Annotated in this window: 18 protein-coding genes, 1 tRNA gene and 9 pseudogenes; 18 read left to right on the top strand and 10 right to left on the bottom strand. The window is 67.7% G+C overall.

The window, feature by feature from the left end:
• Nucleotides 1-24: 24 nt before the first annotated feature.
• Nucleotides 25-650 (top strand): annotated as a pseudogene (locus QF037_RS01085) (winged helix-turn-helix domain-containing protein); the annotation flags it as partial.
• On the opposite strand, the pseudogene QF037_RS01080 reads toward QF037_RS01085, so the two are convergent.
• A pseudogene (locus QF037_RS01080) lies at nucleotides 647-964 on the bottom strand (helix-turn-helix domain-containing protein); the annotation flags it as partial. The pseudogenes QF037_RS01085 and QF037_RS01080 sit on opposite strands and share 4 nt — an antisense overlap.
• 176 nt (nucleotides 965-1,140) lie before the next feature.
• On the opposite strand from QF037_RS01080, the pseudogene QF037_RS01075 reads away from it, so the two are divergent.
• The 5 genes and pseudogenes from QF037_RS01075 to QF037_RS01060 form a co-directional block, all read left to right on the top strand.
• A pseudogene (locus QF037_RS01075) lies at nucleotides 1,141-1,611 on the top strand (Tn3 family transposase); the annotation flags it as partial.
• 86 nt (nucleotides 1,612-1,697) lie between these two features.
• Nucleotides 1,698-1,824 (top strand): annotated as a pseudogene (locus QF037_RS50815) (IS5/IS1182 family transposase); the annotation flags it as partial.
• Nucleotides 1,825-2,035: 211 nt separating this feature from the next.
• Nucleotides 2,036-3,463: a non-reducing end alpha-L-arabinofuranosidase family hydrolase gene (locus QF037_RS01070; protein ID WP_307020887.1), complete on the top strand. Its 1,428-nt coding sequence runs from the start codon at nucleotides 2,036-2,038 to the stop codon at nucleotides 3,461-3,463.
• A gap of 190 nt (nucleotides 3,464-3,653) precedes the next feature.
• Nucleotides 3,654-5,165 (top strand): arabinofuranosidase catalytic domain-containing protein, encoded by a 1,512-nt coding sequence (locus QF037_RS01065; protein WP_373463636.1) that lies wholly within the window; start codon nucleotides 3,654-3,656, stop codon nucleotides 5,163-5,165.
• 439 nt (nucleotides 5,166-5,604) lie between these two features.
• On the top strand, nucleotides 5,605-7,329 hold the full coding sequence (locus tag QF037_RS01060; protein ID WP_307020885.1) for a family 43 glycosylhydrolase: 1,725 nt from the start codon (nucleotides 5,605-5,607) through the stop codon (nucleotides 7,327-7,329).
• A 42-nt stretch (nucleotides 7,330-7,371) separates the two neighbouring features.
• On the opposite strand, the gene QF037_RS01055 is transcribed toward QF037_RS01060, so the two are convergent.
• Nucleotides 7,372-8,574 (bottom strand): IS110 family transposase, encoded by a 1,203-nt coding sequence (locus QF037_RS01055; protein ID WP_307020883.1) that lies wholly within the window; start codon nucleotides 8,572-8,574, stop codon nucleotides 7,372-7,374.
• Nucleotides 8,575-8,926: 352 nt separating this feature from the next.
• Between QF037_RS01055 and QF037_RS51395 the strand changes: the two genes are divergently transcribed.
• Nucleotides 8,927-10,005, top strand: a protein-coding gene (locus QF037_RS51395) for an IS630 family transposase (RefSeq protein WP_444972109.1) whose coding sequence is annotated in 2 segments (ribosomal slippage) — nucleotides 8,927-9,428 and nucleotides 9,428-10,005 — 1,080 coding nt in all. Because the reading frame shifts where the segments join, the coding sequence is not laid out codon by codon here.
• Between the two features lie 25 nt (nucleotides 10,006-10,030).
• On the opposite strand, the gene QF037_RS01040 is transcribed toward QF037_RS51395, so the two are convergent.
• Nucleotides 10,031-10,609: a DUF4240 domain-containing protein gene (locus tag QF037_RS01040; RefSeq protein ID WP_307020878.1), complete on the bottom strand. Its 579-nt coding sequence runs from the start codon at nucleotides 10,607-10,609 to the stop codon at nucleotides 10,031-10,033.
• A gap of 57 nt (nucleotides 10,610-10,666) precedes the next feature.
• On the opposite strand from QF037_RS01040, the gene QF037_RS01035 reads away from it, so the two are divergent.
• The 8 genes and pseudogenes from QF037_RS01035 (at nucleotide 10,667) to QF037_RS01000 (ending at nucleotide 16,450) form a co-directional block, all read left to right on the top strand.
• Nucleotides 10,667-10,954, top strand: coding sequence for a hypothetical protein (locus tag QF037_RS01035; RefSeq protein ID WP_307020876.1), 288 nt, complete (start codon nucleotides 10,667-10,669; stop codon nucleotides 10,952-10,954).
• A complete protein-coding gene (locus tag QF037_RS01030) occupies nucleotides 10,951-11,286 on the top strand; it encodes a hypothetical protein (protein ID WP_307020874.1) in 336 nt (111 codons plus the stop codon). Before QF037_RS01035 ends, QF037_RS01030 begins: the two co-directional genes overlap by 4 nt.
• Before the next feature lie 31 nt (nucleotides 11,287-11,317).
• Nucleotides 11,318-11,791: pseudogene (locus QF037_RS01025) on the top strand (RNA-guided endonuclease InsQ/TnpB family protein); the annotation flags it as partial.
• A gap of 64 nt (nucleotides 11,792-11,855) precedes the next feature.
• Nucleotides 11,856-12,554 (top strand): Clp protease N-terminal domain-containing protein, encoded by a 699-nt coding sequence (locus QF037_RS01020; RefSeq protein WP_307020871.1) that lies wholly within the window; start codon nucleotides 11,856-11,858, stop codon nucleotides 12,552-12,554.
• Between the two features lie 223 nt (nucleotides 12,555-12,777).
• Nucleotides 12,778-13,713: a hypothetical protein gene (locus tag QF037_RS01015; RefSeq protein WP_307020869.1), complete on the top strand. Its 936-nt coding sequence runs from the start codon at nucleotides 12,778-12,780 to the stop codon at nucleotides 13,711-13,713.
• 790 nt (nucleotides 13,714-14,503) lie between these two features.
• Nucleotides 14,504-14,720: pseudogene (locus tag QF037_RS01010) on the top strand (hypothetical protein).
• Nucleotides 14,721-15,160: 440 nt separating this feature from the next.
• Entirely contained in the window at nucleotides 15,161-16,063 is a 903-nt protein-coding gene (locus QF037_RS01005; protein ID WP_307020867.1) for a replication-relaxation family protein, read from the top strand.
• Nucleotides 16,064-16,153: 90 nt separating this feature from the next.
• The gene (locus QF037_RS01000) at nucleotides 16,154-16,450 is read left to right on the top strand and encodes a hypothetical protein (protein ID WP_307020864.1); all 297 of its coding nucleotides are present in this window, start codon (nucleotides 16,154-16,156) and stop codon (nucleotides 16,448-16,450) included.
• A gap of 192 nt (nucleotides 16,451-16,642) precedes the next feature.
• On the opposite strand, the gene QF037_RS00995 is transcribed toward QF037_RS01000, so the two are convergent.
• The gene (locus tag QF037_RS00995) at nucleotides 16,643-17,038 is read right to left on the bottom strand and encodes a pentapeptide repeat-containing protein (protein ID WP_307020863.1); all 396 of its coding nucleotides are present in this window, start codon (nucleotides 17,036-17,038) and stop codon (nucleotides 16,643-16,645) included.
• A gap of 99 nt (nucleotides 17,039-17,137) precedes the next feature.
• On the opposite strand from QF037_RS00995, the gene QF037_RS00990 reads away from it, so the two are divergent.
• Nucleotides 17,138-17,839 (top strand): hypothetical protein, encoded by a 702-nt coding sequence (locus QF037_RS00990; RefSeq protein WP_307020861.1) that lies wholly within the window; start codon nucleotides 17,138-17,140, stop codon nucleotides 17,837-17,839.
• A 5-nt stretch (nucleotides 17,840-17,844) separates the two neighbouring features.
• On the opposite strand, the pseudogene QF037_RS00985 reads toward QF037_RS00990, so the two are convergent.
• The 3 genes and pseudogenes from QF037_RS00985 to QF037_RS00975 all read right to left on the bottom strand — a co-directional run.
• Nucleotides 17,845-18,968, bottom strand: a pseudogene (locus QF037_RS00985) (IS110 family transposase); the annotation flags it as partial.
• A gap of 438 nt (nucleotides 18,969-19,406) precedes the next feature.
• Nucleotides 19,407-19,601: pseudogene (locus QF037_RS00980) on the bottom strand (helix-turn-helix domain-containing protein); the annotation flags it as partial.
• Between the two features lie 660 nt (nucleotides 19,602-20,261).
• Nucleotides 20,262-20,966: a hypothetical protein gene (locus tag QF037_RS00975; RefSeq protein ID WP_307020859.1), complete on the bottom strand. Its 705-nt coding sequence runs from the start codon at nucleotides 20,964-20,966 to the stop codon at nucleotides 20,262-20,264.
• 510 nt (nucleotides 20,967-21,476) lie between these two features.
• Here QF037_RS00975 and QF037_RS00970 point away from each other — a divergent pair.
• Nucleotides 21,477-21,550, top strand: a tRNA-Met gene (locus QF037_RS00970).
• Between the two features lie 267 nt (nucleotides 21,551-21,817).
• Here QF037_RS00970 and QF037_RS00965 read toward each other — a convergent pair.
• Nucleotides 21,818-22,189: an ATP-binding protein gene (locus QF037_RS00965; protein WP_307036919.1), complete on the bottom strand. Its 372-nt coding sequence runs from the start codon at nucleotides 22,187-22,189 to the stop codon at nucleotides 21,818-21,820.
• A 434-nt stretch (nucleotides 22,190-22,623) separates the two neighbouring features.
• On the bottom strand, nucleotides 22,624-23,118 hold the full coding sequence (locus QF037_RS00960; protein WP_307020857.1) for a peptidoglycan-binding domain-containing protein: 495 nt from the start codon (nucleotides 23,116-23,118) through the stop codon (nucleotides 22,624-22,626).
• Nucleotides 23,119-23,269: 151 nt separating this feature from the next.
• On the opposite strand from QF037_RS00960, the gene QF037_RS00955 reads away from it, so the two are divergent.
• Nucleotides 23,270-26,197: an AfsR/SARP family transcriptional regulator gene (locus QF037_RS00955; RefSeq protein ID WP_373463633.1), complete on the top strand. Its 2,928-nt coding sequence runs from the start codon at nucleotides 23,270-23,272 to the stop codon at nucleotides 26,195-26,197.
• On the opposite strand, the pseudogene QF037_RS00950 reads toward QF037_RS00955, so the two are convergent.
• Nucleotides 26,182-26,361, bottom strand: a pseudogene (locus QF037_RS00950) (NF041680 family putative transposase); the annotation flags it as partial. The gene QF037_RS00955 and the pseudogene QF037_RS00950 overlap by 16 nt on opposite strands.
• Nucleotides 26,362-26,364: the final 3 nt, after the last annotated feature.

The raw sequence follows: 26,364 nt of genomic DNA, 5'->3' as shown, positions 1-26,364 counted from the left end.
CATCACGAACCGATGAGAGGAACTATCGGGTATGCGGATGGGGGCGGACTGACCGCTGCGGGGCGTCAGCGCCGGGAGACGGTACGGATGCAGGCGGCCGAGCTGTTCGAGCAGAGGATCAAGCCGCCGGAGGTCGCGCGGCGGCTGCGAGTGAGCCGGAAATCCGCCTATCAATGGCACCAGGTGTGGCGCGATGGCGGTGTGCAGGCCCTGTCGTCCCGTGGCCCGAGCGGATCACGGTGCCGCCTCTCTCCACGCTGCCTGGAGAAGCTCGCCGCGTATCTCGAGCAGGGGCCGGCCGCGCACGGCTGGGTGGAGGACCAGGTGTGGACCGCAGCGCGGGTGGCCACTCTGATCGGCAGGAAGTTCCATGTCTCCTACAGCGTCTGGGGGGCCACCAGGTTGATGCACCGGCTCGGCTTCAGCCCGCAGGTGCCCGCGCGGCGGGTGGCCGAACGCGACGAGCAGGCCGTGAAGGTGTGGAAGGAGGCGACCTGGGCCGAGGTAAAAGAGCCAGGGCGGCATGCGGAGGCTACATCTGCTTCGAGGACGAGGCAGGCTTCACCCGACGGCCGCCCAAAGGACGCACGTGGGGCCGACGCGGCCACACACCGGTCGTGACGGTCGGTGGGCGGCGCTCGGGACGCTTGTACCGCGGATACTTCGCGCGCTGGGCGAAGAAGTTCCCGAACGCCGTCTGAAGATGGCGCAGCGCCTGCTGCAACGGAACCGAGGACACCTCCGCCAAAAAAGCCAGATCCCCGGTCTTCTTCCACGCCGTGAGCGCGGCGGAGGACTGCACGTAGGAGATGCGGCGCTGCTCGCCGTACCAGGCCCGAGTCCGCTCCTCCAGCGCCTTGTTGTAGACGAGGCGGACACAGCCGAACGTGCGCGACAGCTCAGCCGCCTGCACGCCGGTGGGGTAAAAGCGGTACTTGAATGCCCGCTTGACCTGCCGCGTCACACGTCACACGTCACACTCTATCAACTTCCGTGTGGGCAGCGGGTGTCGGCAGGTGGACTGCGCACACCGGTCCGCCCTGGCGGCGAACCGGCTTCCCTTGCCCTGCTCCGCAGGAGCTTCGTTTCCTCCCCGGCCTAAACGCCGGGGTATCCACGAAGGAGAACACCGATGAACGGCCCCCACCGCTGGGGCAGGCGTTTGCCGAGTACGGGCGGATCGCCAAGACCCTGCACCTGCTCCAGGTCGTCGACCCGGTCGATGACACCTACCGGCGGCAGATGGGCAAGCAGCTGTCCGTCCAGGAGTCCCGCCATACCCTCGCCCGGGACATCTGCCACGGCAAGCGGGGAACCATCCACCAGGCATACCGGGACGGCATGGAGGACCAACTCGGGTCACTGGGCCTGGTGTTGAACTCCGTGGTGCTGTGGACGACGAAGCACATCGACGCTGCGGTCGCCCAGCTCCGTGCCGAGGGCCACGAGATCAGCGACGAGGATGTCGCCTGCCTCTCCCTGCTGAAGTTCAAGAACCTCAACGTCCTGGGCCGCTACAGCTTCACCCCCTCCACCCCACCCCAGGGCCTGCGCCCGCTACGCGACCCCGACGCCCCCGAGCTCGACGAGGACGACGAGGGCGAGGGATGAGTGCGCCGATCGGCAGCGAGGACATGTCTCCTTGACGGGCTGGTCAGTCGACCGGATGTGCCTGCCAGTTGCTGATCACTGATGCGATGGGGGACCGGATCGAGCCGATGATGCCGGCCGATCCGGTCCGCGGCCGGCGATGAGCGGATCTCCGCCGCACCCTGGAGGCCAGCGCTCGCGTGGAAGTGCCGCACCTGCCCGCACAACCACGGGACTCGAAGCCGCCTGGTTTCAGCCTGTGAACGTTTCTGCCCGCGGATCTTGCAAGAAGTATTGACGTCATTCATGGGATGTCTAGCATTCTCTCGATCGGTACTTCGACCTTTGTTCGGTATATCGGACAGCCGGGGTCGTGCCACACCGCCTCCGGACAGCCTCTGACGGGCCAAACCGGAGCCGCTTGCTCAAGGATGACGAGGGTCTTATGCGCAGACGTAGTTTCAGCCGCAGAAATCCGTCGGCGGTGCTCGCCGCCGTGGTCGCGGCCCTGGCCGCGTTGGCGGCGCTGCTCGTCGCCGGCCCGGCTCAGGCGGCCACCACCAGCGAGGTGCGCGGTGTTGATTCCGGCCGCTGTCTCGATGTGGAGGGCTTCAGTCAGACCGACGGCGCGAACGTGCACATCTGGGACTGCCACGGTGGAGTCAACCAGCAGTGGACGTTGACGGACAGCAGTCAGCTGACCGTGTACGGCAACAAGTGCCTGGACGCCCGGGGCGGTGCCAACACCTCCGGGACCCCGGTGCAGATCTGGACGTGCAACGGCAGTGACAACCAGCAGTGGCGGGTGAACTCCGACGGCACGATCGTCGGCGTGCGGTCCGGGCTGTGCCTGGAAGCCTCGGGCTGGGGCAAGACCAACGGCACGGAGGCGCGGCTCTGGTCGTGCACCGGCGGCGCCAACCAGAAGTGGACCGGCCTGTCCGGGGCGAGCAACGCGTGTGCTCTTCCGTCGACCTACCGGTGGACCTCGACCGGCCCGCTGGCGCAGCCGGCCAACGGGCAGGTCGCGCTGAAGGACTTCACCACCGTGAAGTACAACGGCAAGAACCTGGTCTACGCGACCACCTCCGACGGAACGAATTGGGGCGGTACGACGTTCAGTCCCTTCACAAACTGGTCGGACATGGGGGCGGCCACCCAGACCCAGATGAACGACGGCGCGGTGGCGCCCGAACTGTTCTACTTCGCGCCCAAGAACGTCTGGGTGATGGTGTCCCAGTGGGGTCAGTGGCCGCTCTACTACCGCACGTCCAGCGACCCCACCAACCCCAACGGCTGGTCCGCCAAGCAGCCGTTGTTCACCGGCAGCCTCCCCGAGGGCCCCGGGGACCAGAGGGACAAGCCGATCGACCCGACCATGATCGCCGACGGCCAGAACATGTACCTGTTCTTCGCCGCTGACAACGGCAAGATCTACCGGGCGAGCATGCCGATCGGGAACTTCCCGGGCAACTTCGGCTCCTCGTACACGACGGTCATGAGCGACGTAAGGGACCTTCTGTTCGAGGCCCCGGAGGTCTACAAGGTCAAGGGCCAGAACCAGTACCTCATGATCGTTGAGGCGCAGGGTACGAACCGCTACTTCCGCTCGTTCACCGCCTCCAGCCTGGACGGTCCGTGGACCGTCCAGGCCGGCAGCGAGAGCAGCCCCTTCGCGGGCCAGGCCAACAGCGGTTCCACCTGGGCCCAGGGCGTCAGCCACGGTGACCTGGTCCGCGACAACCCCGACCAGACCATGACCATCGATCCCTGCAACCTGCAGTTCCTCTACCAGGGCCTCCCCAACAACACACAGGAACCCGACTACCTGAAACTGCCGTACCGGCCGGGCCTGCTCACCCTGCAGCGCTGACCCGCCTGACCCACGGTGATCGCGATGGGGTGCGGTCCGCCGACGCGTGGACGAGCTGTTCACCGCGTGGGCGATACCACCGGCACTCCACAGTGGAGTCATCCTGACCACCGCAACCAAGCGGTGCCACGATTTCGGGCGCGTCCAGCGCTGAGCCCACTCGGGCCGACGAATGAGAAAGATGGTGAACATGGGCAGTCGAACAACGGTGATCGGCATGGTCACCGCCCTGATGGCCGGTTTACTGGTCGTGATCGGAGCGCCGGCGGCGCAAGCGGCCACTGTGGACACGAACGCCTGGTACGTCATGGTCAACCGCAACAGCGGCAAGGCGCTGGACGTGGCGGACGCGAGCTCCGCGGACGGCGCCGCGATCACGCAGTGGGCCCGGCACGACGGGACCAACCAGCAGTTCCAGTTCGTGGACTCCGGCGGCGGCTACTACCGGATCAAGGCACGCCACTCGGGCAAGATGATCGACGTATCCAGCTGGTCCACGGCCGACGGCGCCGCCATCCACCAGTGGACCGACCACGGCGGCGCCAACCAGCAGTTCCGCTTGGCCGACTCCGACAGCGGCTACGTCCGGCTGATCAACCGCAACAGCAACAAGGCGGTCGAGGTCCAGAACGCGGCCACCAACGACGGCGCCAACGTCGTGCAGTACAGCGACTGGGGCGGCACCAACCAGCAGTGGCAACTCGTCAAGGTGGATGCGGGCACCGGCTCCGGCCCGTGCGACATCTACGGCGCAGGTGGTACGCCCTGCGTGGCGGCGCACAGCACAACGCGCGCCCTCTACAGCGCCTACAACGGAGACCTGTATCAGGTCAGACGCTCCTCAGACAACACAACCCGCAACATCGGCGTACTGACCCCTGGCGGCGTCGCCAACGCGGCGGCCCAGGACTCCTTCTGCGCAAACACCACGTGTGTCATCACGGTCCTGTTCGACCAGTCCGGGCGTGGCAACGACCTGTGGTACCAGGGTTCCAGCGTGGTCCCGGGCTCACCACAGACCCGCCCGGCCGTAGCGACCACCGAATCGCTGACGGTCGGCGGCAGCAAGGCCTACTCGCTGTACATCAACCCCGGGACCAGCTACTGGCGTGACGGCCACCTGACGGGTGTCCCGACGGGCAGCGCACCCGAGGGCATGTACATGGTCACCAGCGGTACGCATGTCAACAGCGGCTGCTGCTTCGACTACGGCAACAGCGAAACCACCCGCAAGGCCGACGGGCCAGGTGCCATGGACGCCATCTACTTCGGGACGAGCTGCTGGTTCGGCGGCTGCTCCGGAACCGGACCCTGGGTGCAGGCCGACCTCGAATGGGGCCTGTTCCCAGGTGGCGGCAGCACGTGGAACCCGAACCAGCAGGCGTTCAGCAGCAAGTTCGTCACGGCGACACTCAAGAACAACGGGACGTCGCGATTCGCGATCAAGGGCAGCAATGCCCAGTCCGGAAGCCTGAACACCCTATGGGACGGCGCGCTTCCCAACGAGCCCAACGTATACAGCCCGATGAAGAAGCAAGGCGCCATCGTCCTGGGCAGTGGCGGCGACTGCTGCTCACCCGAGGTAGGCAACATCAACGACAGCGCGGGCACGTTCTACGAGGGTGCCATGGTCTCGGGCTACCCGTCGGACGCGACCGAAAATGCGGTCCAGGCGAACATCGCCGCCGCCGGCTACCGATGAACCAGACCCGGCCGCCGGCCTGACGGGTACAAGCGGTGCCGCCGCTCCAAGGCGGCGGCACCGCTTCGCCCAGATGTGCTGATGAACCCTGCGCAGGTTGAACCACACGGAAGGGGTCGGGCGCGGACGTTTCTGACCCCTTCCGCGTGGAGGGTCTTGGGGCGGCATCCTTCCGCACAGCGGCCATACCGGGCGCACCTATGCGGAGGTGGCCCGACCATCACCGCCTACCGGCCGGGCGTGCTGACACTGCAGCGCTAGAGGTCCGGGCTGCTGGCGGTCCCCGCCGACGCAACCCCTTCGTATCCCAACCGAACAAGGGACTCAAACAGTGAAATTCACACTTCAGCGGTGGTCGAAACGCGTCCTCGCCTTGGCGATAAGCCTTCTATGCATGATGGCTTTCCTTCCGGCCGCAGCCCGGGCAGACAACCCGATCGTGCAACACATTTACACCGCCGACCCGGCACCGCTGGTCTACAACGGCCGGGTCTACCTGTACACCGGGCACGACGAGGACGGCTCCACCTCCTTTGTGATGAAGGACTGGCGGGTGTGGTCCTCCGCCGACATGGTCAACTGGACCGACCACGGCTCACCGCTCAGCCTGAACACCTTCAGCTGGGCGGGCGCCAACGCGTGGGCGGGCCAGGCCGTCGAACGGGGCGGCAAGTTCTACTGGTACGTGCCGGTGTCGGTCCGGGCGACCGGGCAATTCGCCATCGGCGTGGCGGTGTCGGACAGCCCCACCGGCCCGTTCCGGGACGCCCTCGGCCACCCCCTGGTGGAGAACAGTGAGATCGACCCGACCGTCTTCATCGACGACGACGGGCAAGCCTACCTGTATTACGGCAACCCGAATCTGTGGTACGTGCGGCTCAACGCCGACATGATCTCGTACTCCGGCAGCCCGACGCAGGTACCGCTGACCACCGCGGGGTTCGGCACCCGCACGGGAGACGCGAACCGGCCCACCCTGTACGAGGAAGGCCCGTGGTTCTACAAGCGGAACGGCCTGTACTACATGGTGTTCGCGGCGAAATGCTGCTCTGAGTTCATCGCCTACTCCACCTCGCCCGGCCCGACCGGACCGTGGACGTATCGCGGCACCATCATGCCCTCGGAGGGCAGCAGCTTCACCAACCACGTCGGCGTCGTCGACTTCAACGGCGGCTCGTACTTCTTCTACCACAACGGCGCTCTGCCGGGCGGCGGTGGCTTCACCCGGTCGGTCGCGGTGGAGAAGTTCAGCTACAACGCCGACGGCACCATTCCAACGATGAATATGACGACGGCCGGGGCGCCGCAGGTCGGCACGCTCGATCCTTATGTCCGTCAGGAAGCCGAGACCATCGCGTGGGGCAGCGGCATCGAAACCGAACCCTCCAGCGAGGGCGGGATGAACATCAGCTGGATTGAAAACGGCGATTACGTCAAGGTCAAGGGCGTAGCATTCGGCGCGGGTGCCGGCTCGTTCACCGCCAGGGTGGCATCAAGCACCAGCGGCGGCCGAGTTGAGCTGCACCTGGACAGTACTACTGGGCCAACGGTCGGGACATGCACTGTGTCCGGCACCGGAGGCTGGCAGACCTGGAGCACGGTCTCGTGCCCTGTTACCGGTGCGACCGGGACCCACGACCTGTACCTGAGCTTCGCCGGTGGCAGCGGGTACCTGTTCAATATGAACTGGTGGCAGTTCACCGCCGGCCAGCCCACCTTCTCGTCAACCGCCGTCGCCCAGCACAGCGGGTACTGCCTGGACGACCCCAACCAGAGCACCGCCGACGGCACTCAGTACCGGCAGTACACCTGCGGCGCCGGTGCGGAACAGCGGTTCGACTTCCGCCCGGTGCCAGGGGCGGCGGACACTTACTTCCTGGTGAACCACTACAGCGGCAAGTGCCTCGACATCAGCAGCTTCTCCACCGCCGACGACGCGGCGGTCCACCAGTGGACCTGCCACGGCGGCACGAACCAGCAGTTCACGCTGCGGCAGGTCGCCGCCAACGACTACCAGCTCGTCGCGGTGCACAGCGGCAAGTGCGTGGACGTCAGCGGGATCTCCACCGCCGTCGGAGCGCTGGTCCACCAGTGGACCTGTGACTCCGCCAGTGCCCTGGCCACCAAGAAGAACCAGGTCTGGCGCCTGACCGGCAAGAGCTGAACCAACACAGCGTCGCCCGGGGGGGTGCCTCTATGTCTTTCGTCAAGCGAGGCGTGGGGTTCGGGGTTCGTAGAAGGTGCCGTCGCGGAGCATCGCGAAGAGCACGTTGATGCGTTGGCGGGCGAGGCGGAGGAGGGCCTGGGTGTGGGTCTTTCCTCGGGCTCGGCAGCGGTCGTAGTAGGTGCGGGAGGCGGGGTCGTGCAGGGCGGCGAACGCGGACAGGAACATTGCGCGTTTGAGCTGGCGGTTGCCGCCGCGTGGGGCGTGTTCGCCGTGGATCGAGGTCCCGGACGACTTCGTGGTCGGGGCGAGGCCGGCGTAGGAGGCGAGGTGCGCGGCGGTGGGGAAGCTGGTTGCGTCGCCGACGGTGACCAGCAAGGTGGCGGCGGTCCTGACGCCGACGCCGGGCAGCGACGTCAGGACCTTCGAAAGAGGGTGGTCCTCCAGCAGGGCGCTGATCTGGGCTTCCGTGGCCCGGCGTTGTTCGTGGACGGCGCTGAGCGAGCGGGCCAGGGAGGGGATCACGATGTCGAGGGTGCCGGTGCCCGGGACGACGACGGTCTGCTCGTCGAGGGCGTCGAAGACCTCGTCGATCAGCCGGGCGGCCATGCGCGGGGCCTTGGGCCGGATGACCTCAACGAGTTTGGGGCGTCCGGCCTTTCGCAAGCTGGCCGGGGATCCGTAGCGTTCCAGCAGCCAGGTCACCGCGGCGTGATCCAGGCGTGGCCCGAGGACGCGTTCCAGCGAGGGGTGGAACTGGGTGAGCAGGCCGCGGATCCGGTTGCTGGTGCGGGTGGCCTCGGCCGCCAGGTCCTGGTCGAAGCCCACCAGCACGGTCAGTTCGGCGGTGATCTCATCGGTCAGTTCCAGCGAACGCAGGGTGTGCGGCATGGTGCGGGCCGCGTCGGCGATCACGGCCGCGTCGCGGGCGTCGGTCTTGGCCTCGCCGGGGTAGAGGTCGGCGATCCGCCGCATCGACAGGCCCGGCAGATAGGCGACCTTGCAGTCGGCGTCCCGGGCGACTGTCAGCGGCAGGGCGCCGATCGAGGCGGGCTGGTCCACGATCACCAGGACGGTGCCGAACTTGGCCTTCAGCTTTTCGAAGACGTCCCGCAGTTTCGGCTCGGTGTTCGGCAGCTGCTTGTCGAAGACCTTCTTGCCGGCCGGGGTGAGTCCGTGTCCGTGATGGTTCGTCTTGCCGACGTCCAGGCCGAGGAAGACGCCTATCTCGTCGCTGTCGTTCACGCCGTCCTCCCGAACGGATGTCGTGCGTGCTGGCCTGGGCGTTGGCGTCGTGCGCGCATCCACGTTATGCAGACCTGCCGCCCGTACGCGGCCGGGCGTTGCGCTCGGCCGGGCGGTAGTCGGACCTCTCATCAGCGTCTCCAACGGCGCCTCTCGGGCCCGGTGACACCACCCCCCAGGTCATGCCTTCGACAGGGGGGAACAGTCATGCCGGGCCCGGAGGCCAGCGGTCCCATTGCGGAACCGCGAAGAAGATAACGGGGGTGTGTCAATTTACTGACTTCGGCTCGTCAGGGTGAACCTTGGCGAAGCTTCTGATGGGCTCGGAGTGGTGGCTGTATCCCGCTGGTGTGTGAAATATGGCGATGGGGGCGGGTTGACCGCTGCGGGGCGTCGGCGCCGGGAGTCGGTACGGATGCAGGCGGCTGAGTTGTTCGAGCAGGAGATCAAGCCGCCGGAGGTTGCACGGCGCCTGCGAGTGAGCCCGAAGTCGGCTTACCAGTGGCACCAGTTGTGGCGGGACGGTGGCGTGCGGGCTCTGGCTTCCCGTGGGCCGAGCGGATCCCGTTGCCGACTGTCTCCACGCTGTCTGGAGAAACTGGCCGCGTACCTCGATGAGGGCCCGGCCGCCCACGGCTGGGTGGAGGACCAGGTGTGGACCGCGGCGAGGGTGGCCACGCTGATCGGCAGGAAGTTCCACGTCTGCTACAGCGTCTCCGGAGCTACCCGGTTGATGCACCGGCTCGGCTTCAGTCCGCAGGTCCCCGCACGCAGGGTGGCAGAACGCGACGAGCAGGCCGTCACTGCGTGGAAGGAGGTGACCTGGGCCGAGGTAAAAGAGCCCGGGCGGCCTGCGGGGGCTACATCTGCTTCGAGGATGAAGCAGGGTTCACCCGAAAGCCGCCCCGAGGTCGAACCTGGGGCCGGCGCGGGCGCACCCCGGTCGTGACCGTCAGCGGGCGCCGCTCTGGGCGTCTGTCGGTGGCCGGGCTGATCGCGATGCGGCCGGGCTCGCGGACCCGGCTGTGCCACCGGCTGCGCACCCACCGAGCCGGCAAAGGAAAGCGCCGCAGCATGGGCGAGCGGGACTTCATCGCACTCGTCGACGGCGTCCACCAGCTCGTCAAGGCACCGATCGTGCTGGTCTGGGACCGCCTCAACACCCACGTCTCCCACGCCATGCGCGAGCTGATCGCCGAGCGCGAGTGGCTGACGGTATTCCTGCTGCCCGCCTACTCACCCGACCTCAACCCCGTCGAGTGGGTATGGGCACACGTCAAGCACAGCCTGGCCAACCTCGCCGTTGTCGCTCTCGACCGTCTCGAGGCACTCGTCCGCAACCGGCTCAAACGCCTTCAGTACAGGCCCGACACCCTCGACGGCTTCATAGCCGGAACCGGCCTGACCCTCGACGAACCCGCGTCACCTTGACGAGCCGAAGTCAGTAAGCGAACGATCACAGAGGAAACATCACGCTCAGTCTCGGCAGCTTGCGTGCTGCCTCGTCCTCGCGTCGCACGTCCCACCGCTGACCGAGCGGCCCCGAGCTGCTCTCTCCATCGCCTTGTTCGGCCTCGACATCCTCGTAAAACGCCTCGCTGCAGTCGTCATCGACACCGGTCAGGCTCCCGTACGCCTCCATCGCGACATAGTCGAGAGACTCCCACTCGGGCCAGTCGTTGTTCCACATCTCCCGCGGGCGTCCCACCATGCGCTGGACCTCCGGAACGTCGGCCAGAGAGTCCGGATCAGCCAATGCCCTGGAGAAGGCATCACGGCCGAGCCCCACCATCCACAGGCCGAAGTAGCAGAATCCGTCATCCGAACACCAGCCACCGAAGATCCGGTCCGCTGCCGCCCACAGATCCCACGTGAACGCCTCGTGCGTCACCTCGTCCAAGCGCACCTGGAACTGCACAACCTCAGCCAGCGACCTTCGCGCCAATGCGCCACGCAGCCACGCGAGCCGCTCGTCCGGGCCCTGCGCCTGACGCCGGCACTCCTCGATGAGCTTCCAGAAGGAATCAATGTCCACAGCGGCACTGTGCCAGGCACCTCTGACAGTGCAGGGTCGACGAACTATGTTCGAGGAGTGGAGAATCCGGAGATCATCATCAAGCTCACCTCAGATGAGGCGCTGGTCCTGTCGGACTGGCTGGAGCAGGTGCAGATGACGGACCTCAGTCGTCTCGTGGGCGATGCGGCGGTCTGGGCACCCCTTCACCGCATTGCCGGAACGCTCGACAAGTCGCTATCGGGGATCTTTGCGGCGGACTACGCCGAACGTCTGGAGGCGGCCCGCAGCAGGCTTCGTCCAGACCTGGGCGACAGCGCCATTGACGAGGAGGATACGGACACATGGAGCCCCTCTCGGAGATGACTGAACGCGAGTACTTCGTCAGCGTCGGCCAACGTCCCGGCATGTTCGTCGGCAAGCCCTCCTTCCACATGCTGACCGCGTTCCTGACCGGTTATGACCAGCATGCTCTCCGGCACGGTGGGCCCGGGCTCACCGGCTGGCACGACTGGCTCGTCGCCCGTCGCGGACGCGACTGCAACCACGCCTGGCCGGGCCAAATCCTCCACATCGCCCTCCCGAACGGCTGGGGCGACTTGTGGAATCTTCCGCCTGAGGACGAACAGCAGGCGATCAAGGTCCTGTTCGAGCTCCTCGACGAGTTCGCTGCCGAGCGCGAAGCAGCGCAGGTTTGATCTTTACAGGACTGCAGTCTAGTTTGTGACCGTGACCACGACCGGCGTGAAGCGGGCGTTCAAGTGCCGCTTCTATCCGACCGATGCGCAGGCAGCCGAGCTGTCGCGCACGTTCGGGTGCGTCCGGAAGGTCTACAACCTTGCCCTGGCCGCGAGGTCGGAGGCGTTCACGCGTCAGGAGCGGGTCAACTACAACCAGACCTCGGCAATGCTCACGGCGTGGAAGAAGACCGAGGAGCTGGCCTTCCTGTGCGAGGTCTCCAGCGTCCCGTTGCAGCAGGCACTTCGGCACTTGCAGACGGCGTACTCCAACTTTTTCGCCAAGCGGGCCAAGTACCCGCGCTTCAAGTCGAAGAAGAAGTCCCGCAAGTCCGCCGAGTACACGTCCTCGGCATTCCGGTTCCGGGATGGCAAGCTCACCCTCGCCAAGACGACGGAGCCGCTGGGCATTGTCTGGTCCCGGCCTCTTCCCGAGGGCACGGGGAAGCTTCACGTCCGGGCGTCGCCCCCTCATGCGAGAGATGCAAGTACGTCTTGACAGTTTGGAAATGTCAAGGCGTACTTGCCTCATGACTCTTCCGGACCTGGACGATCTCATCGCGGAAGTCGACCGGAGGTGCGACACCGCACACCGCCCCGGCGGACAAGAACAGCCCGACTGGCTTGCCCTGCTCACGGTCGCTGCCCAACTCGCAGGCCAACTACAGGCGCTGGCAGACGACCTGGTCGAGGACTACGTGGAGCACTGCCGGATGCACGGCAACTCGTGGACGGACATCGGCACGTCCCTGGGTGTGACCCGGCAGGCGGTCCAGCAGCGCTTCCATGCCCCGCACAAGCGCTACAGCCCCGAGACGATGACCGATGACCTCCGCCAGGCGATGGTCCACGTCAAGCAGACAGCGGTGCACCACCGCAACAACTACATCGGCACCGAGCACCTGCTCTGGGGACTGACCGCGCAGGACAACAGCGCCACCCGGCTCCTGCAGACCGCCGGCGTCTCACCGGAAACGGTCCACCAATCCGTCGGAACCCGGCTGAGCATGGGGGCATCCCAGGCAGCCGAACGGATCGCCTGGACTCCCTACTCCCGCAAAGCCATCGACATCGCGGAGGCACGGTCCAAGCAGCACGGATCCGACCGCATCGACTGCGAGGACCTGCTGATCGGCCTTGCCCAGGTCGGCCGCGGCGTGGCCGCCGACGTCCTGACCGAGGCTGGACTCGACCCGGCCGCCCTCGACACCATGCCTGCCGGCGCCTGAACCCATCACGACCCCGCCACGCACTACTCCTTGGACTACGCGAGCCCGGTTCCCTGCCCGGACTTGAGTGAGCCCGACCGACGAATCCCGTCTCACTAGTCCGGGCACCGCAGGTCAGCGCAGCACGATGCCCGGACTTATCCGAGACAGGACACCCCTCAACGGCAGTCACGATGGCAGTAAATCTCAGCGCAGCCGCCCCCATCGGCCTACTGTCACGGAGGTGCGAATAGCAGATGCATGGGCTGAACTGGCCCGCTCACTGGACGGTCTCCGCGTTGCTTTCTACGAGAGCTACGAGCCGGTCCACGGATTTCTGCCCGGCTCACCCGCTAGCGACGAGTGCAGTCGGGACGCCACTCTGGCTGGTACGTGGGGGACCAGCCCGGTACGCGACGCAAACATCGCCCCCTTGTCGCCACTTCTTGTCCTGTTCGACCACCTGGACACGTTGGCGTCTGTGTTCAGGTCTCCCGGCGGGGTCACGGCCTCGCACACCCTCGCTCGCGCGATTCTTGATATCGCGATCGGCCCCTGGTACTTGCTTGAGCCAGGCATCGGGGAGCGAGAGCGAGTGCGTCGCTACATGAACCTTCGGCTTCAGAGTCTGAAGGAGCAGGTGCAGCTCGAAGCAGGCTCCGACAGCACCGCAATTCGCGACCACTCCACGGACCGGATTGCGCTCATCACCAAGGCGGCACGAGCGCACGGATTCGAGGTACGGAGGGAGGGGGACCGGTACCGAGCGCCATACCTTGACAGCCAGATGCCCTCCACCACCTCTCTAGCGGCGGAAATGATCGCGCCGCAGGCCCCGACGCTCGGCCCTCTCTTCTGGCGTATGGGATCGGCCATCGCACATGGTCAACACCACGGCATTAGCATGTTCTTCGAACGCCAGGACCTGGCAGTCGACCCTGCTCATGGGGATGCCGCAGTCAGGATTCAGACGAGTTCAAAGGACACCGCCCTTCGCTGTGGGGGAGCCCCGCTAGCCGTAATCGCCACTCTCGGGCGGTTCTTTGCCCAATACGGCTGGGACGCCACGAAGCTCCGAGCTGCTGAGGCCGACGTCATCGACGTTTGCCAGACAGTGGCAGGCGTGCAGAAGTCCGGTATTCCAGGCACGTTTCGGGCGAAGGGATCGGCCTCGGCCTGATCGCACCGGTGCTCGGGACCGATCGATCGTTGGACGCCGTAGTCACCAAACGAGACACCCGGACTGTCCGGTGACACCCTGACGGCTGCGCGGGTGCGCACGACCAGTCGCGCCACGCGCACCGGGCCGCGCGTCGACGATGTCGTGCACTGCGCACGGGTGTACCGGTGCGCACCGCGATGTCCACGAGAGTGCCCGGCACTCCCTGGTGCGCATACGTTGAGTGACGGTGCGCGGGCCGGCCCGCCGGTGTGCACCCCTTGTCCAAAGGGGCCGCGCCGGATGCGCACCCCTTGTCGAGTTGAGAATCAACCCTTGTCGCGGTCGAAGGTGCCGACGTTTTCCCTGGACCACGTTCGCTACCATCCGCATCGTCCCCGTATGCGTGCGCGACGCTGTGCACCGTGGGGAGAACTCTCCCTCCCGCGCCCGCCCCTTGAGTCCTTCACATTGCCTGAACCAGTGCACGGTGCGGTGCGCACTCCGCACGGCGATGCGCACCACACCGCACCGCTGGAGTGAACCGCAACGTGCGCACCTGGTTGGGTGTGTGCACCGCACCGGGTGCGCACCGCTGGCGGGGAGGTGCGTTGCTTGTGCACAACACATCGCGCCGCGCGCACCATGCGCACCGCGCCGCGTGTGCGCGGTGCGCGGCTGTGGGGGTCAAGGCCGGAAGTCCGGCCGGGCAGAAGCGTTTTGCCGCCAACGATCAGTAATCAACCCACCGCATGGAGTGGTTCCGGCTACAGGTGGGCTGGGACGTTCGTGTGACGGGGAGGACTGGCCGGTGGTTCTGTCGATCAATGTTGCGGTTCTGCTGGCGGTGCTTCATCGTCGTGCGGCTGCGGCGGCGTACGCACGCCCGGAGCCGGAACGACGAGAAGCTGACCGACGTGATCGTGTTGGTCTTCGGCGTACTGATCGCCCCTACCGCGTTCGGCCGGACCATCCTCGACATCGTCGGCCAACTCGCGCAGGGCGTCACCCAGTCGGGCAGCCCCTGAGCTCTGTGCCTTCCAGCCTCCGCCACCCCGAGGCTGCGGCGGTGTGGCATCGGCCACGGACGAACCATCCGGTCAAGGGGTGGTCAAGGGTCAAAACGGACACCACTACTGGTTGTTGAACAGACAGCGGACAAGGGGTGCTTCCTCACGGTGGCTGCGGTCCGCACGTCCTTGCGTGTGCGGGCCGGACCTGTCACCGACCCGGCCGCGTACGGCCGGAGAATCCCGAGGACGCGATGACCACCGCACCCCGCCCGCCCGTCCCGCCGACGCCGCCGACCGGGTCGGACAGTGCTGCGACAGCGAGCCGCGCAACGAGCCCTGCGGCAAGCCACGCTCCCGGCCCCACAGCTGCGAGCCGCCGTCTGGCGGTTGTCGCTGATCAGAACCCTTGTCGCCCCGCCCCCGCCGGTTGCAACTCCTCTTCTCCCAGCACTGATGTGCCGGGAGAAGCATCCCGGGCCCGGAAGGCGGCGGCGGCGAAGGCCGGCGCGGACATCCGCGGCGAGGTCCTGCTCACCCTCGCCCAGCTGCGCCTGGCCACACCCCGCCAACTCAAGGCACTGCTGCTGCCGCACCAGCAGGACACCGACCACGTTCGTCGCGCGCTGCGCAACCTGCTCGCCGAATCCCCGGCCCTGGTCGGCCGGACCCACCGCGCCCAGCAGGGCTACTGGTACTGCACTGCGGCGGGCCTCGCCGAAGCCGCCGCCTCCGGTGAGCTCGCGCCGCGGGCCGGCCGGACCACCGGCAAGCGCATCGCCGCCAGCAAGACCGGTCTTCGGGAACACGGCCTCGCGCTGGTCGACACCGTCGTCACCTTCCACCAGGCGCAGGCGGCCGACCATGCCGACTGGCAGGTGGAAGTCGCCCACCCTACCCCGGCCGGGAACCTGGTGCCCGACGCCGTGGTCCTCCTGGCCGACGGCTCCAGCGCGTTCGTGGAGATCGACCGCACCATGTCCTACGCCCGCCTGGTCGCCAAGCTGGAGCGCTACGACGCCTACCGCAACGCGCCGCCGTCCGGACGCGGCAACGCCGCCCGGGTCCCGCGCAGCCACTGGCAGGAGACCTACGCCGGGCCATCCCTGGAACGGCCCTACCCGCCGCTGCTGTTCGTCTTCGCCCCGGCCCCGCACCGCGCGGCGGCCCCGGCCACCCGGGAAGCCGCCTTCCACCAGCGCGCTCAGCACGTCCACGGCGTCAACTACCGGATCATCGTGGCGACCACGACGCTGGCGCAGCTGACCCAGCACGGCCCCGATGAGCCGGTGTGGCGCGTGGCCGGCCACGGTGCGGGAGAGGAACGCCTCTCCCTGGAGGCGTTGCCGAAGGCGCGCTGAGCACGGCGGGCCCGGCCTGGAGGCATGGAAGCGCGGGCCGGGCCGGCCGCCGCGCGGGTGTTGTCGGTGGCGGCTGCGAGGCTGGACGGCATGAACGGAGACGAGCAGCTGCTGAACGGCCGCGTCTACGGCCACGACCACGACGACCCCCACCCCGGCCCGCTCCCGCACCGGACCTACGCCACGCTGATAGGCGGGCCGCTGGACGGATTGCTGCTCGACATCACGGGCTGGCGGCCGGAAGAGATCGACGACGGGGTAGCCCTGGCCACCGAACTCGGGCAGTTCCCCGGCGGGCGGTCACTGTACGACCCGCGCCCCGGCGAGCCCCGCTCAGCGGGCCCGGGTGTGAGCTGCCGCTTTTTCTACTCCGGCGACACGCCCTGACCACAGTCCCGACCGCCAGCCCGACCACGGCAGGTCAGCGTGCTGCCTGCCCGTACCACCGGCTCGGGCTGTCCTCGGTCAGCGGGCTGGTGGTGTTCTCATTCCACAGCAGCGTCCACTCGACTCCGGCCTGCCACCCGGGTTGCGCTCGGACGCCGACCAGGCTGACGCGGTCGTCGGCTGCTCTCAGCGCTATGGATTCGAGGGCAGCCAAGCAGAGGGGAGGGTGACCGTCGCAGGAACAGGAATGCCAACGGCAGCAAGAAGCCCATTGGGAGTTAGGCCTGTCGCGCTGTCGAAGGACACGGTGCCGCCGGAGAACGTCGCGCTACCGAGGTACACGGTGCCGCCGGAGAACGTCGCGCCGCTGAAGTCCATGGTGCCGTCGATGGTGACGCCGGTGAGGTCGAGGTCGCAGCCTTGCCAGGAGCGGTGGGTTCCCTGGGGACGTCGGTAGTGGTCGCCGATGAGGCGCAGGATGGTGTGCCGGACCTTGCGAAGGGCCAGGTAGTTGTGGTGTCCCTCCTGGTGGGCGGGGTCGTTGCCGGGGTGGGGGGTGAAGGGGAGTTGGAGGTAGGCGCACAGCACATCGATGCAGACACCTCACGTTGCTATGCCGTCAAGTCGGTCGGCCGCGAGGCCGGGGGTCTTCGAACAGTGCTGACCGGGCTTGGAGAGAATCCCGGCATGGTGATGGCACGGCACTGGTACTCCTCGTCGCCCGTCGTGGACGGGCACCCGCTCCTGGATGAGCCGGGCTTCTGGCCTGCGTACTTGGCGGACCTGGCTGACGGGTTCGCGCCGGAGGCTTTCGGATCGGACGCGGGCGACGCGGACGCCATGCTGGACACGCTCCACGACCGGTCGGCGTGGCCGAGGTTCACGGTGCCGCTGGCCGGCGGCTTCGCGATCGTCGTGCACTTCAACAGCGGCGAGGAGTTCACCACGACGGACTACTTCCTCACGCATCCCGACTGGAGCCAGGATCTCGTCCTGGCGAGTGACGATCAGGACCGCATCGGCCCTGGGCTGTGCTGGCCCGAACTCGCCGCCCTGCTGGAGGCACCACCGGGTGCGGCAGGCGTAACCGACTCTCACGCCCGTCTCCTCCTTCTTCTGCCTGTTCTCGGCGACGCGGCGGTTCCGGAGGAGGCCGTGACGGCGGTGGTCGAGGCTCTGGTCGTTCAGGGTGCGCCCGAGGCGAGCGAGGCGTTGGCCCGACACCTGCTTCAGGGGCACCCCATGTGGGGCGCCGAGGACTGGTGGTTCGACGATGACGAACAGAGCTGGCTCTGCGAGGGCGAGCACAGCCCCCGCAAAGTGCCCCTCGGCGACCATCTGCCACTACAACAGCGAGCCGCCCTCGAAGCCTGCCTCACTCCCCGCTGACCGTCTCAAGCCGCAGTGACAACGGCCTCTGTGGGAGAGGCCCCGAAGGCGAGCGACTCGTCGTAGGTCGTGCCCTGTTCAAGCAGTGGAAGAGCTGTCCGATCATGCGGTTGAAGAGGTTGCGCTGGGCGGCAGCGTGCCAGTCGCCTTGCTCGCGGCGGCGCCGGTAGTGGGCGTTGGCCCCGGTGGATGCCCTGAGCGAGGCGAAGGCCCAGAGGTAGCCAGCGTGGTTGAGCCGGTCGTTCTTCACCCACCGTCTGGTGATGGCGGACTTCTTGCCGGAGGCGCGGATGATAGGTGAGGAGCCGGCGTAGGCCTTGAGTCCGCGGGCATCGGCGAACCGGGTGCGGTCGTCGCCGATCTCGGCTAGGACGCGGGCGGCGAGCTGGATGCCGAGGCCGGGGAAGCTCAGCAGGATCTCGGCGTCCGGGTGCTGCGGGAAGACCTCTTCGACCGCTTCGGCGAGCTGGTCGGCGGCGGTGCAGGCGGCGTCCAGCTGGATGAGGAGGGCGAGCATCTGCTTGCCGAGCGCGTCCTCGACCAGCGGCGGCTGGTGAGCCCACTCCGAGCGGAAGACCTCGCGGAGGCGGTCTGCCTCGGCTTCGATGCCGCGCTGGCGGCCGGCTCGCTTAAGGGCGGCTTGGATCTGGGTGCGGGTCAGCCGTGCGGCCCGGGCCGGGGTCGGGGCGGTCTTGAGGAGCTCGCGGGCCTCGGGGCGGCACAGGCCGTTGGTCCAGGCGGCGAAGGCCGCCAGGGCGGCGGGGTAGTACTCGCGCAGCAGGGACCGGAGCTGGTTGGCGAGCTGCTGCCGGTTCCACAACGAGTCCTGCTGAGCCCGGGCGAGGACGGCGATCGCACGGCCGAGGTCGGAGTCTTCGGGCAGAGGCCGGTGGGCATGCATGTCCGTGCGGAGGATATTGGCGAGGACCAGGGCGTCGCCGGGGTCGGACTTCTTGCGCGAGACGGAGTGCCGGTCTCGGTAGCGGGCGGCGGCCATCGGGTTGATCGCGAACACCTTGCGCGTGCCGGTCCGCAGGACAGCCACCAGCAAGCCGCGAGAGGTCTCGATCGCTGCCGGGATCGGGTTCTCCTCGCTGTCGCCGTACTCGGCGAGCAGTTCCAGAAGGATCGTCGGAGGGGGGGAGAGGGGGGGTGGGTGGGTGGGGCCAAGGGCGTCTTGGAAGGCGGTGAGGAGATCTTCGACGCGGGTGGATGCGGGGTGCGGGTTGTCGGCGGGCGGCTTGGCAGTGGGTGCTGGGGGGCTGGTGCCGGTGGGTGGGGTGGTGGGGGTGGCGGCTTCGGCTTCCCACAGGGGCAGGAAGTAGGAGGGTTCGCCGTCGAGGAGTTGGACGAGGCGGTGGACGTCTTCCCATTCGCCGATGTCGGGGCCGGTGAGGAGGGCTTCGATGTAGTGCTGGTCGAGGTCGCCTCCGCTGGTGACGGATATGGCCCAGGGGGTGGGGCTGCCGGCGCGTAGGTGGAGGAAGCGCAGGGCGGAGGTGAGGGAGGCGGGGCGGGGCTGGCTGTCGCGGCGGGCGTTGGAGGCTTCCCAGACGCGGCGCAGGACTTCGGGGTCGGCGCCGCAGGCGCGGGCGAGGCGGGCGACCTTGGGCCAGGCGGGGAAGCGTTCGCCGGACATCAGGCGGGAGAGGTAGCTGGGGGACATGTTGGTACGGGCGGCCAGGGCGCGCAGGCTGTAGCCGGAGGCGCGTTGGAGGCTGCTGAGGACGGTGGCGAGGTCCTGGCCGGCGAGGAAGGGCATGGGGGGTGCAGTCCCGGACGGCGGGGGAGCCGGTGAGCGGGGGCCGCCGGTGTCGCCGGTGTGGTCCCGGCCGGCGGGCGCGGCGGGGGGAGGGTCGGTGGGCGGGGTGGGGGTGAGGACGGTGCGTGGGGGAGCGGGGCCGCGGCGGGTGGGCGGCGACCATTTCTTGCGCACGGTGTCCTTGCTCATGCCGAGCAGGGCTGCGATCTGTTCCCAGGAGGCGCCGCGTTGTTTGGTCCTGGCCACCATGTGGGGGGTGAGGTGTTCGGCGAGGACCTGGAGGCGCACCATCTGCTCGAGGGGGTCGGTGACCTGCGCGTCGGGCTCTTCGAGCGCGTGCAGGATCTCCTGCCAGGACGCTTCGAAAATGGTGACAACCCGACCGCGAACTCAGCCTTGGTGACAACTAGCCCGAGCAATTGGTGACAACTATCGCTGCGAACGCGACCACGAGTGTCCTTCAACAGCGAAGTTAGTCGCTCGGCTCGTGTTGACCTGCGCCGACTGGATTGGATGGCAAACGATCACGCCAGGGTGTTCTTCGGCCCTGATCGTACTGGCGTTCAGCCTGCAGAGTCTCCGGATTCTGTGGTCAGGTCAGCGGTGCGCGGAGGGGCCATCCGCCGAACCAGGCGACGTGTGTCTGGCATCCGGAATTGTTCAGAAATCTCTTTCCACAAGGGAGCGAAGTTCAGGAGCGAGAGCTTCTTCGCCGACGGCTTGGGGCAGCATTGATTTGTCACCCAGGGTGATTTGCGCCGGACAGCCATTCTCGGATCCGCTGAGGGTGAAGGACTTTATGAGCCGACCGGTTCTGGCTTCGAACACCTGGAAATCATAGTCAGCCGGGAACACTTCCCTGGTTACGCCTTGATAGGGACCACATTCTCCGACGGCTGCCTTGCCTGTCAGTCGTGGCCAGGACATACAGAGAGCCAGTTGGGCTTGCTTGAAGTCGGCCTCCATGGGTGCGAGCTCGAACACCTGAGCATCGTTGCCGTACCCGTCAGGTGTGGACGATGCCCAGGACGGCGGGAGGCTCGGAGGATACGGCGGCGAACTGACTTCCGAATCAGGATTGTAGAGCCAGAAACCGATCACCCGGTGCGGGCCCGCACCGGCGTACGGTGGGCTCGCGGTATAGAAGGGCACGCCGCCGTGGCAGGCTTCCTCGGGGGGCGTCATCACTGGCTGCTTGCGTGTTGACCCTGTGGACTCTTTTGGCTTTGCAGATGAAGAGATCGCGGTTTGGGGATTGCGCTGCGGGTCGCCAGAGCAGGCAGTGAGCAGGGCCAGGGACAACAATGCCAAGAGTGCCCGCCCGTGCATAGTCTCTCCTTTTAGCGAAAATGACTGCACTGCCATGACCGGCAGCCTACCCACCCTGCACGGGACCGGTCCCGGGACTTGTTGGAGCGCGAACCCGAGGCCTGGTAAGCGCGGGTTCGCGCTCCGTGACTGTAGTGAGACGCTCTACCCAGCGCCATTCGGTCAAATGCCCCCCATTAGCAACCCAACACGGTACTCATCGGACACTTTCGTCGAGGTTGCACGGGCAATCAGCTTGCTTTTCGGATCTCTTTCCGAAAAGCCGCCGCACACCCGACACGATCTTGGTATTTCCCCTGCGCCCAAGCCGCCTGATCTGCACTGATGCGCATTCCCTCACAGCCACCCCAATTGACTGATGGTCAGGTGCGCGCCGGTTCAAATGCCCCGGCGTGCACCGCGCATCGAAGGCCACAGGGAGCCGTCCGTGCCCCTTGAGAGGTGGGCCTCGCCGCTCGCCCAGTCCGGGCGAGGGCCCGGCTGTCGCCTTGTTCGCCGGGGTGGTCTTCACCGGGTGTGGTGGTGGCGTACGGTGGGGTTTACCGACGCGGGGTGGAGCAGCTCGGTAGCTCGCTGGGCTCATAACCCAGAGGTCGCAGGTTCAAATCCTGTCCCCGCTACTGCCGTACAGGGCTCGGATCCGTCGGGATCCGAGCCCTGCCGCGTTTGTCCCGCGGACGGCGGGGCGTGCGCGTGTCGTGTCCGCCACTCGGCCTGTTCCGTCCGGCCCCCACCAGGTGGTGCCGGCTGCGGAGTTGCCGATCGGCTCTCGATCTCCTACCGCTTGGACCTGGCCTGCGGCCTGACCGCCGCTGAGTGGTGCCGCGCGCGGGCTCTGGCCGGCCCAGCCCGATTCCGGCGTCGTGAACAGCCCGGGCTGGGCGCGGTCAGGAGGGCTGTCGGCCGGCTGGGTCGCCGCCGGGGTCGTCGGCGAGCTCGATGGCTGCGGTGATGCGTTTGCCCACGGGTTCGCGGTGGACACTGAAGGTCTGGGACACCGCCATGGTGATTTCCAGGCCGTGCTGGCCGATCCGTTCTGGGTCGGTGGCCTGGACGGAGGGCAGTGTGGTGCTGCTGTCCCACACGCTGATCTGGACGGCGCCGCCGTTGATCTCCAGGTCGAGCAGGCAGGGGCCGGGCGCGTATTTGCGGGCGTTGGTGACCAGCTCGCTGACGACCAGCTGCACAATGCCCATGACCCGCGCTGATACCGGCAGCCCGTGCACGGCTTGTACGGACGTGAGGAAGTCGCGGGCCATGTCCCGGGCTTCGGCGATCTCCGCACTGCCCACCGGCCCTGATCAGAGGGTCGACGAGCGGCTCCTGGCCCTCGTTGTGCCCAGCAAGGTCCATGGAACCGCCTCATGTCCGAAGCGCCGCTCGTTGCCCACCCGTCTACCCCCGCAACATCGCAGCACGCGCAAACACGCCGGGCCTATTCGTCCCGCCCTCCGCGCACCGCAGCAGGATGCTCGCGCGCAAAGCCAGGAGCTGCGAGGGATCGTCGCATCGCCTGCCACACCAGCCAAAAGGTTGCCGTCTTGCGTCAGGGGTGGGTGAGGCGAAGACGAGTGCAGCCGTCGGGAATTGCGGTGGTGCGGAGGAGGATTCATGTAAGCGGTTTGGTTCCGGGACTCACCGAGTCCCGGAACCTCACTCTTCCTCTCCTCCGCTCAGGAAGAACGGACCCCAGTCACAGGTCGCGCCGGATGCTGCCGTGCTGCTGGCAAGTGACCTTCGTCGTGGCGTCGCTGTACGTCGGCCACTTCATGAACTGACGGGTCGCGGGACCGTACTCGCCGTCGACCTTCACCCCCGCCAAGCTCTGCGCCCGCCGCAGCGCGTCCTCCGTCTTGTCGCCGAAGGCACCGTCCACGGAGAGGCCCGCCGAGTAGCACCTGTTCAGCGCGTTCTGCAGGGTCTTGACACCGCCCAGGGGGTACTGGATCGTGCCGTCGCCGTTCGTCAGGTAGCAGTGGATGCCGATGCTGAACCCGACCTCCGCCGGCAGCCTCACCTTCTGGTCGCTGTTCCCGACCCGCTCGTACAGCCAACTCCCCTGGCAGTGCGGGTAATCACCGTGCGCCGAGGCGGCGGGCGCCATGGCGACGGCGCCGCCGAGCAGGCCGGTGAACAGCGCTCCGGTGGCGAGCAGGCTGAACGGGCGCCTTGGCATGCGAGATCTCACGCTTTCTCCCTCTATTCGGGTGGGGCCACTTGGGCGCCCTCCGCTTTGAACGACGGGCATGTACCGGGAAAGGCTCGTACCGGATGAATGCTTCAGGAGAGCCCGTGCGGTCTCCTTGTAGGATTCTTGTGGGCTGAGCAGGCTCCCCGTCATGACCGGGCGGACTCGGGTGGACTCAGTCGTGGCCGGTGCGGGGGGAGACGCGATGGCGGTTCAGATTTCGGTACTCGGCGACATTCGGGTCCTGATCGACGGGAATCCGGTCGAGTTGGGTCCGCCGAGACGGCAGTGCGTACTGGCGGGACTCCTGATCGACGCGAACCGGGTGGTGTCGTCCGACCGTCTCGCGGACCGAGTATGGAGCGGGCGACCACCCGACGGCGCCCGGCAGATCCTGCACAGCTACCTCTCGCGCCTACGGAGGGCGTTTCTACCCGCCGGCGAGCGGGTCGCGATCGAGCGGCGACCCAGTGGGTATGTCCTCGCCCTGAGGCCGGGGGTCGGCGGCGTCGCCGACGTCACGGTGGATCTACACCGGTTCAGGGATCTCCTGGACCGGGCGCGTGGCGCGGCCGACGACGGAGAGCGGGCCGCAGCCCTGCTGGACGAGGCGCTCGGGCTGTGGCACGGACACGCCTTCGCCTCGCTCGAATCGCCGTGGCTCGACGAGGTCCGCGCACACCTGGACGAGGAACGGTTCCAGGCCGAGCTGGAGCGGGGCGATCTGCTACTGCGGCAGGGCCGCCAGGCCCGGCTGCTCGTGGAGTTGCAGTCCCGTGTCGGGGAAAGGCCGTTGAACGAGCGCCTCGTCGGGCAGCTGATGCTGACCCTATACCGGGAGGGCCGTTCGGCTCACGCGCTCGAAGAGTACGAACGCCTTCGCCGGGACCTCGCGGACACCATGGGCGCGGACCCCGGGCCCGAACTGCGACGGCTGCATCTGCGCATCCTCGACGCGAAGACCGGCCGCTCCGACGACCAGCGGTCACCCGCCCCCGCCCTGGTGCCGACCGCTCGCCCCGGTCAGCTCCCGCTGCCGCCGTCCTCGTTGGCTGGGCGGGCCCAGGAGTTGGCGGCGTTGGACGACATACAGCGCAGCGACACGGTGCCCGTCACCGTGATCTGCGGTCTGGGAGGTGTGGGGAAGACATCGCTGGCGCTGCGCTGGGCGCACGACAATCTCCACCTCTGGCCCGACGGGCAGCTCCACGCGAACCTGCGCGGATTCGCCCCCACCGTCCGGCCCCTGACTCCGCAGGCCGTGATCCGCGGTTTCCTGACCGCCCTCGGCGTCGACCGGAGGGCCGTCCCGACGGACTTCGAGGCACAGACCGGTCTCTACCGCAGCCTGGTCGCCGGAAAACGGATCCTCATCCTCCTCGACAACGTCCGTGACGCCGAGCAGGTCCGCCCCTTACTGCCGGGCTCTCCTTCCTGCACGGTTCTGATCACCTCCAGGAACCGGCTCAGCGGACTGGTCGCCGCCGAGGGCGCCCTCCCTGTCGTCCTGGAACCTCTCACCACCCCCGAGGCCCACAGGTTGCTGGCCGACCGGCTCGGCGATCAGCGGGTGGCCGCCGAACCCGAGGCGGCGACAGCCCTAATATCGAAGTGCGGCGGGCTGCCCCTCGCACTCGCCGTGGCCTGTGCTCGGGCCATGGGCAACCCCCAGTTTCCGCTCGCCGCCCTGGCGGCCGAACTCCGCCCACACGAGACTCGGCTCGACGCCCTGGACACCGGCGACCTGAGCACCTCACTGCGTGCCGCGTTCGACTCCTCGTACGGTGCCCTCGACGGCTCCGCCGCACGGTTGCTCTGTCTGCTGGGCCTCGCGCCCGGTCAGGACATCGGCCTGCCCGCCGCGGCCTCCCTCGCCGGGCTCCCGCCGACGCGTACCGGCGCGCTGCTCCGTGCGCTGGAGGACGCCCATCTCGTACAGCAGCACGCGCCAGGGCGATACGGCCTCCATGACCTCGTACGCCTCTACGCCGCCGAGCGGGCCACCCGGGACCAGTCTCCGGCGCAGCTCACCGAGGCGCTCAGCGCCCTGATCGGCTTCTACGTCCGGACAGCGGACCGCGCCCATTCGCTGATGGCTCCCCACGGCACTTCTTCGGCTGTCGCGGAAGGACCGAAAAATGCGGCAGACACGGCAGGGGCGCAAGAGAGCGCATCGTCCGGTGGGCCGGTCCCGCTCGGGCTGGACGACTCGGCCACAGCGACGGAGTGGTTCGACGCCGAACGGTCCTGCCTGCTCGCCGTCCTTCAGCTCGCTGTCTCGATGAGGCTCCACTCCCAGGTGTGGCGGCTTTGCTGGGACACCACCCTGTTCCTGCGCCGGTCCGGCGACGTCCAGGAACTCCTCGGCGTCAGCGAGACCGGCCTCGCCGCCGCGCAGGCCCTGGACGGCCCGACGGCACCGACCCTCCAGGCCATGGCCCATCGCGGCCTGGCCTTCGCGATGCTGCTGGCCGATCGCGACGGGTCGAAGCTTCTCGACCACCTGGGCAGGGCACTGAGCCTGTCCGAGGACACGGGTGACCTGCTCAACCAGGCCCATACGCACCAGGGCCTGGTGATGGCACTGGACCGGGCCGATGCCCCCAAGGCCGCGCTGAAGCACGCCGAACGGTCCCTCGAACTCTACGAAAGGGCCGGCGACCCGCACGGCGAGGCCAACGCGCTCAACACACTGGGCTGGTGCCAGGGCCGCGTCGGTCACTACGAAGAGGCCGCGGCCAACTGCCACAAGTCCCTGGAGGCCAGCCGGACATACGGCTGGCCGCACGCGGAGGCAGCCGTTCTGGACACCCTCGGCCACGTCAACACCCAAGCGGGCCGCCACAGTGAGGCCGTCGGATACTTCCGCCAGGCCCTGGACGCTTACCGCAACCGCCGCGACGCCTACGAGGTGGCGAACACGTTCAGCGGCCTGGCCGAGGCCCACCACGCCCTCGGCGAGTACGCCGAAGCCCGCACCGCCTGGAACCAGGCACTCACCCTCTATCGCGCCCAGCACCGGACAGCTCAGGCCGAGGAGACCGAGAACCGGCTCGGAGCAGGGGCGGAGCAGCACTGAAGGAGCCCTCCGTACACCCGTCCTCGACCCGTGAGCGTCAACTCGACCAGCGAGGCGACCGGGCCGTCCGAGCACAGCACCGCGTCGGTGAGCTCGAAGAGCGCATCCGCCCGGCTGTAGAGGCAGTCGTAGAACTGGACACGAAAGTGGGACAGGACACCCAACGC

The organism is Streptomyces canus (genome assembly GCF_030815415.1).
In the GTDB taxonomy this organism is placed as follows: domain Bacteria; phylum Actinomycetota; class Actinomycetes; order Streptomycetales; family Streptomycetaceae; genus Streptomyces; species Streptomyces canus_F.
This window is presented reverse-complemented; position numbering and strand designations above follow the sequence as displayed.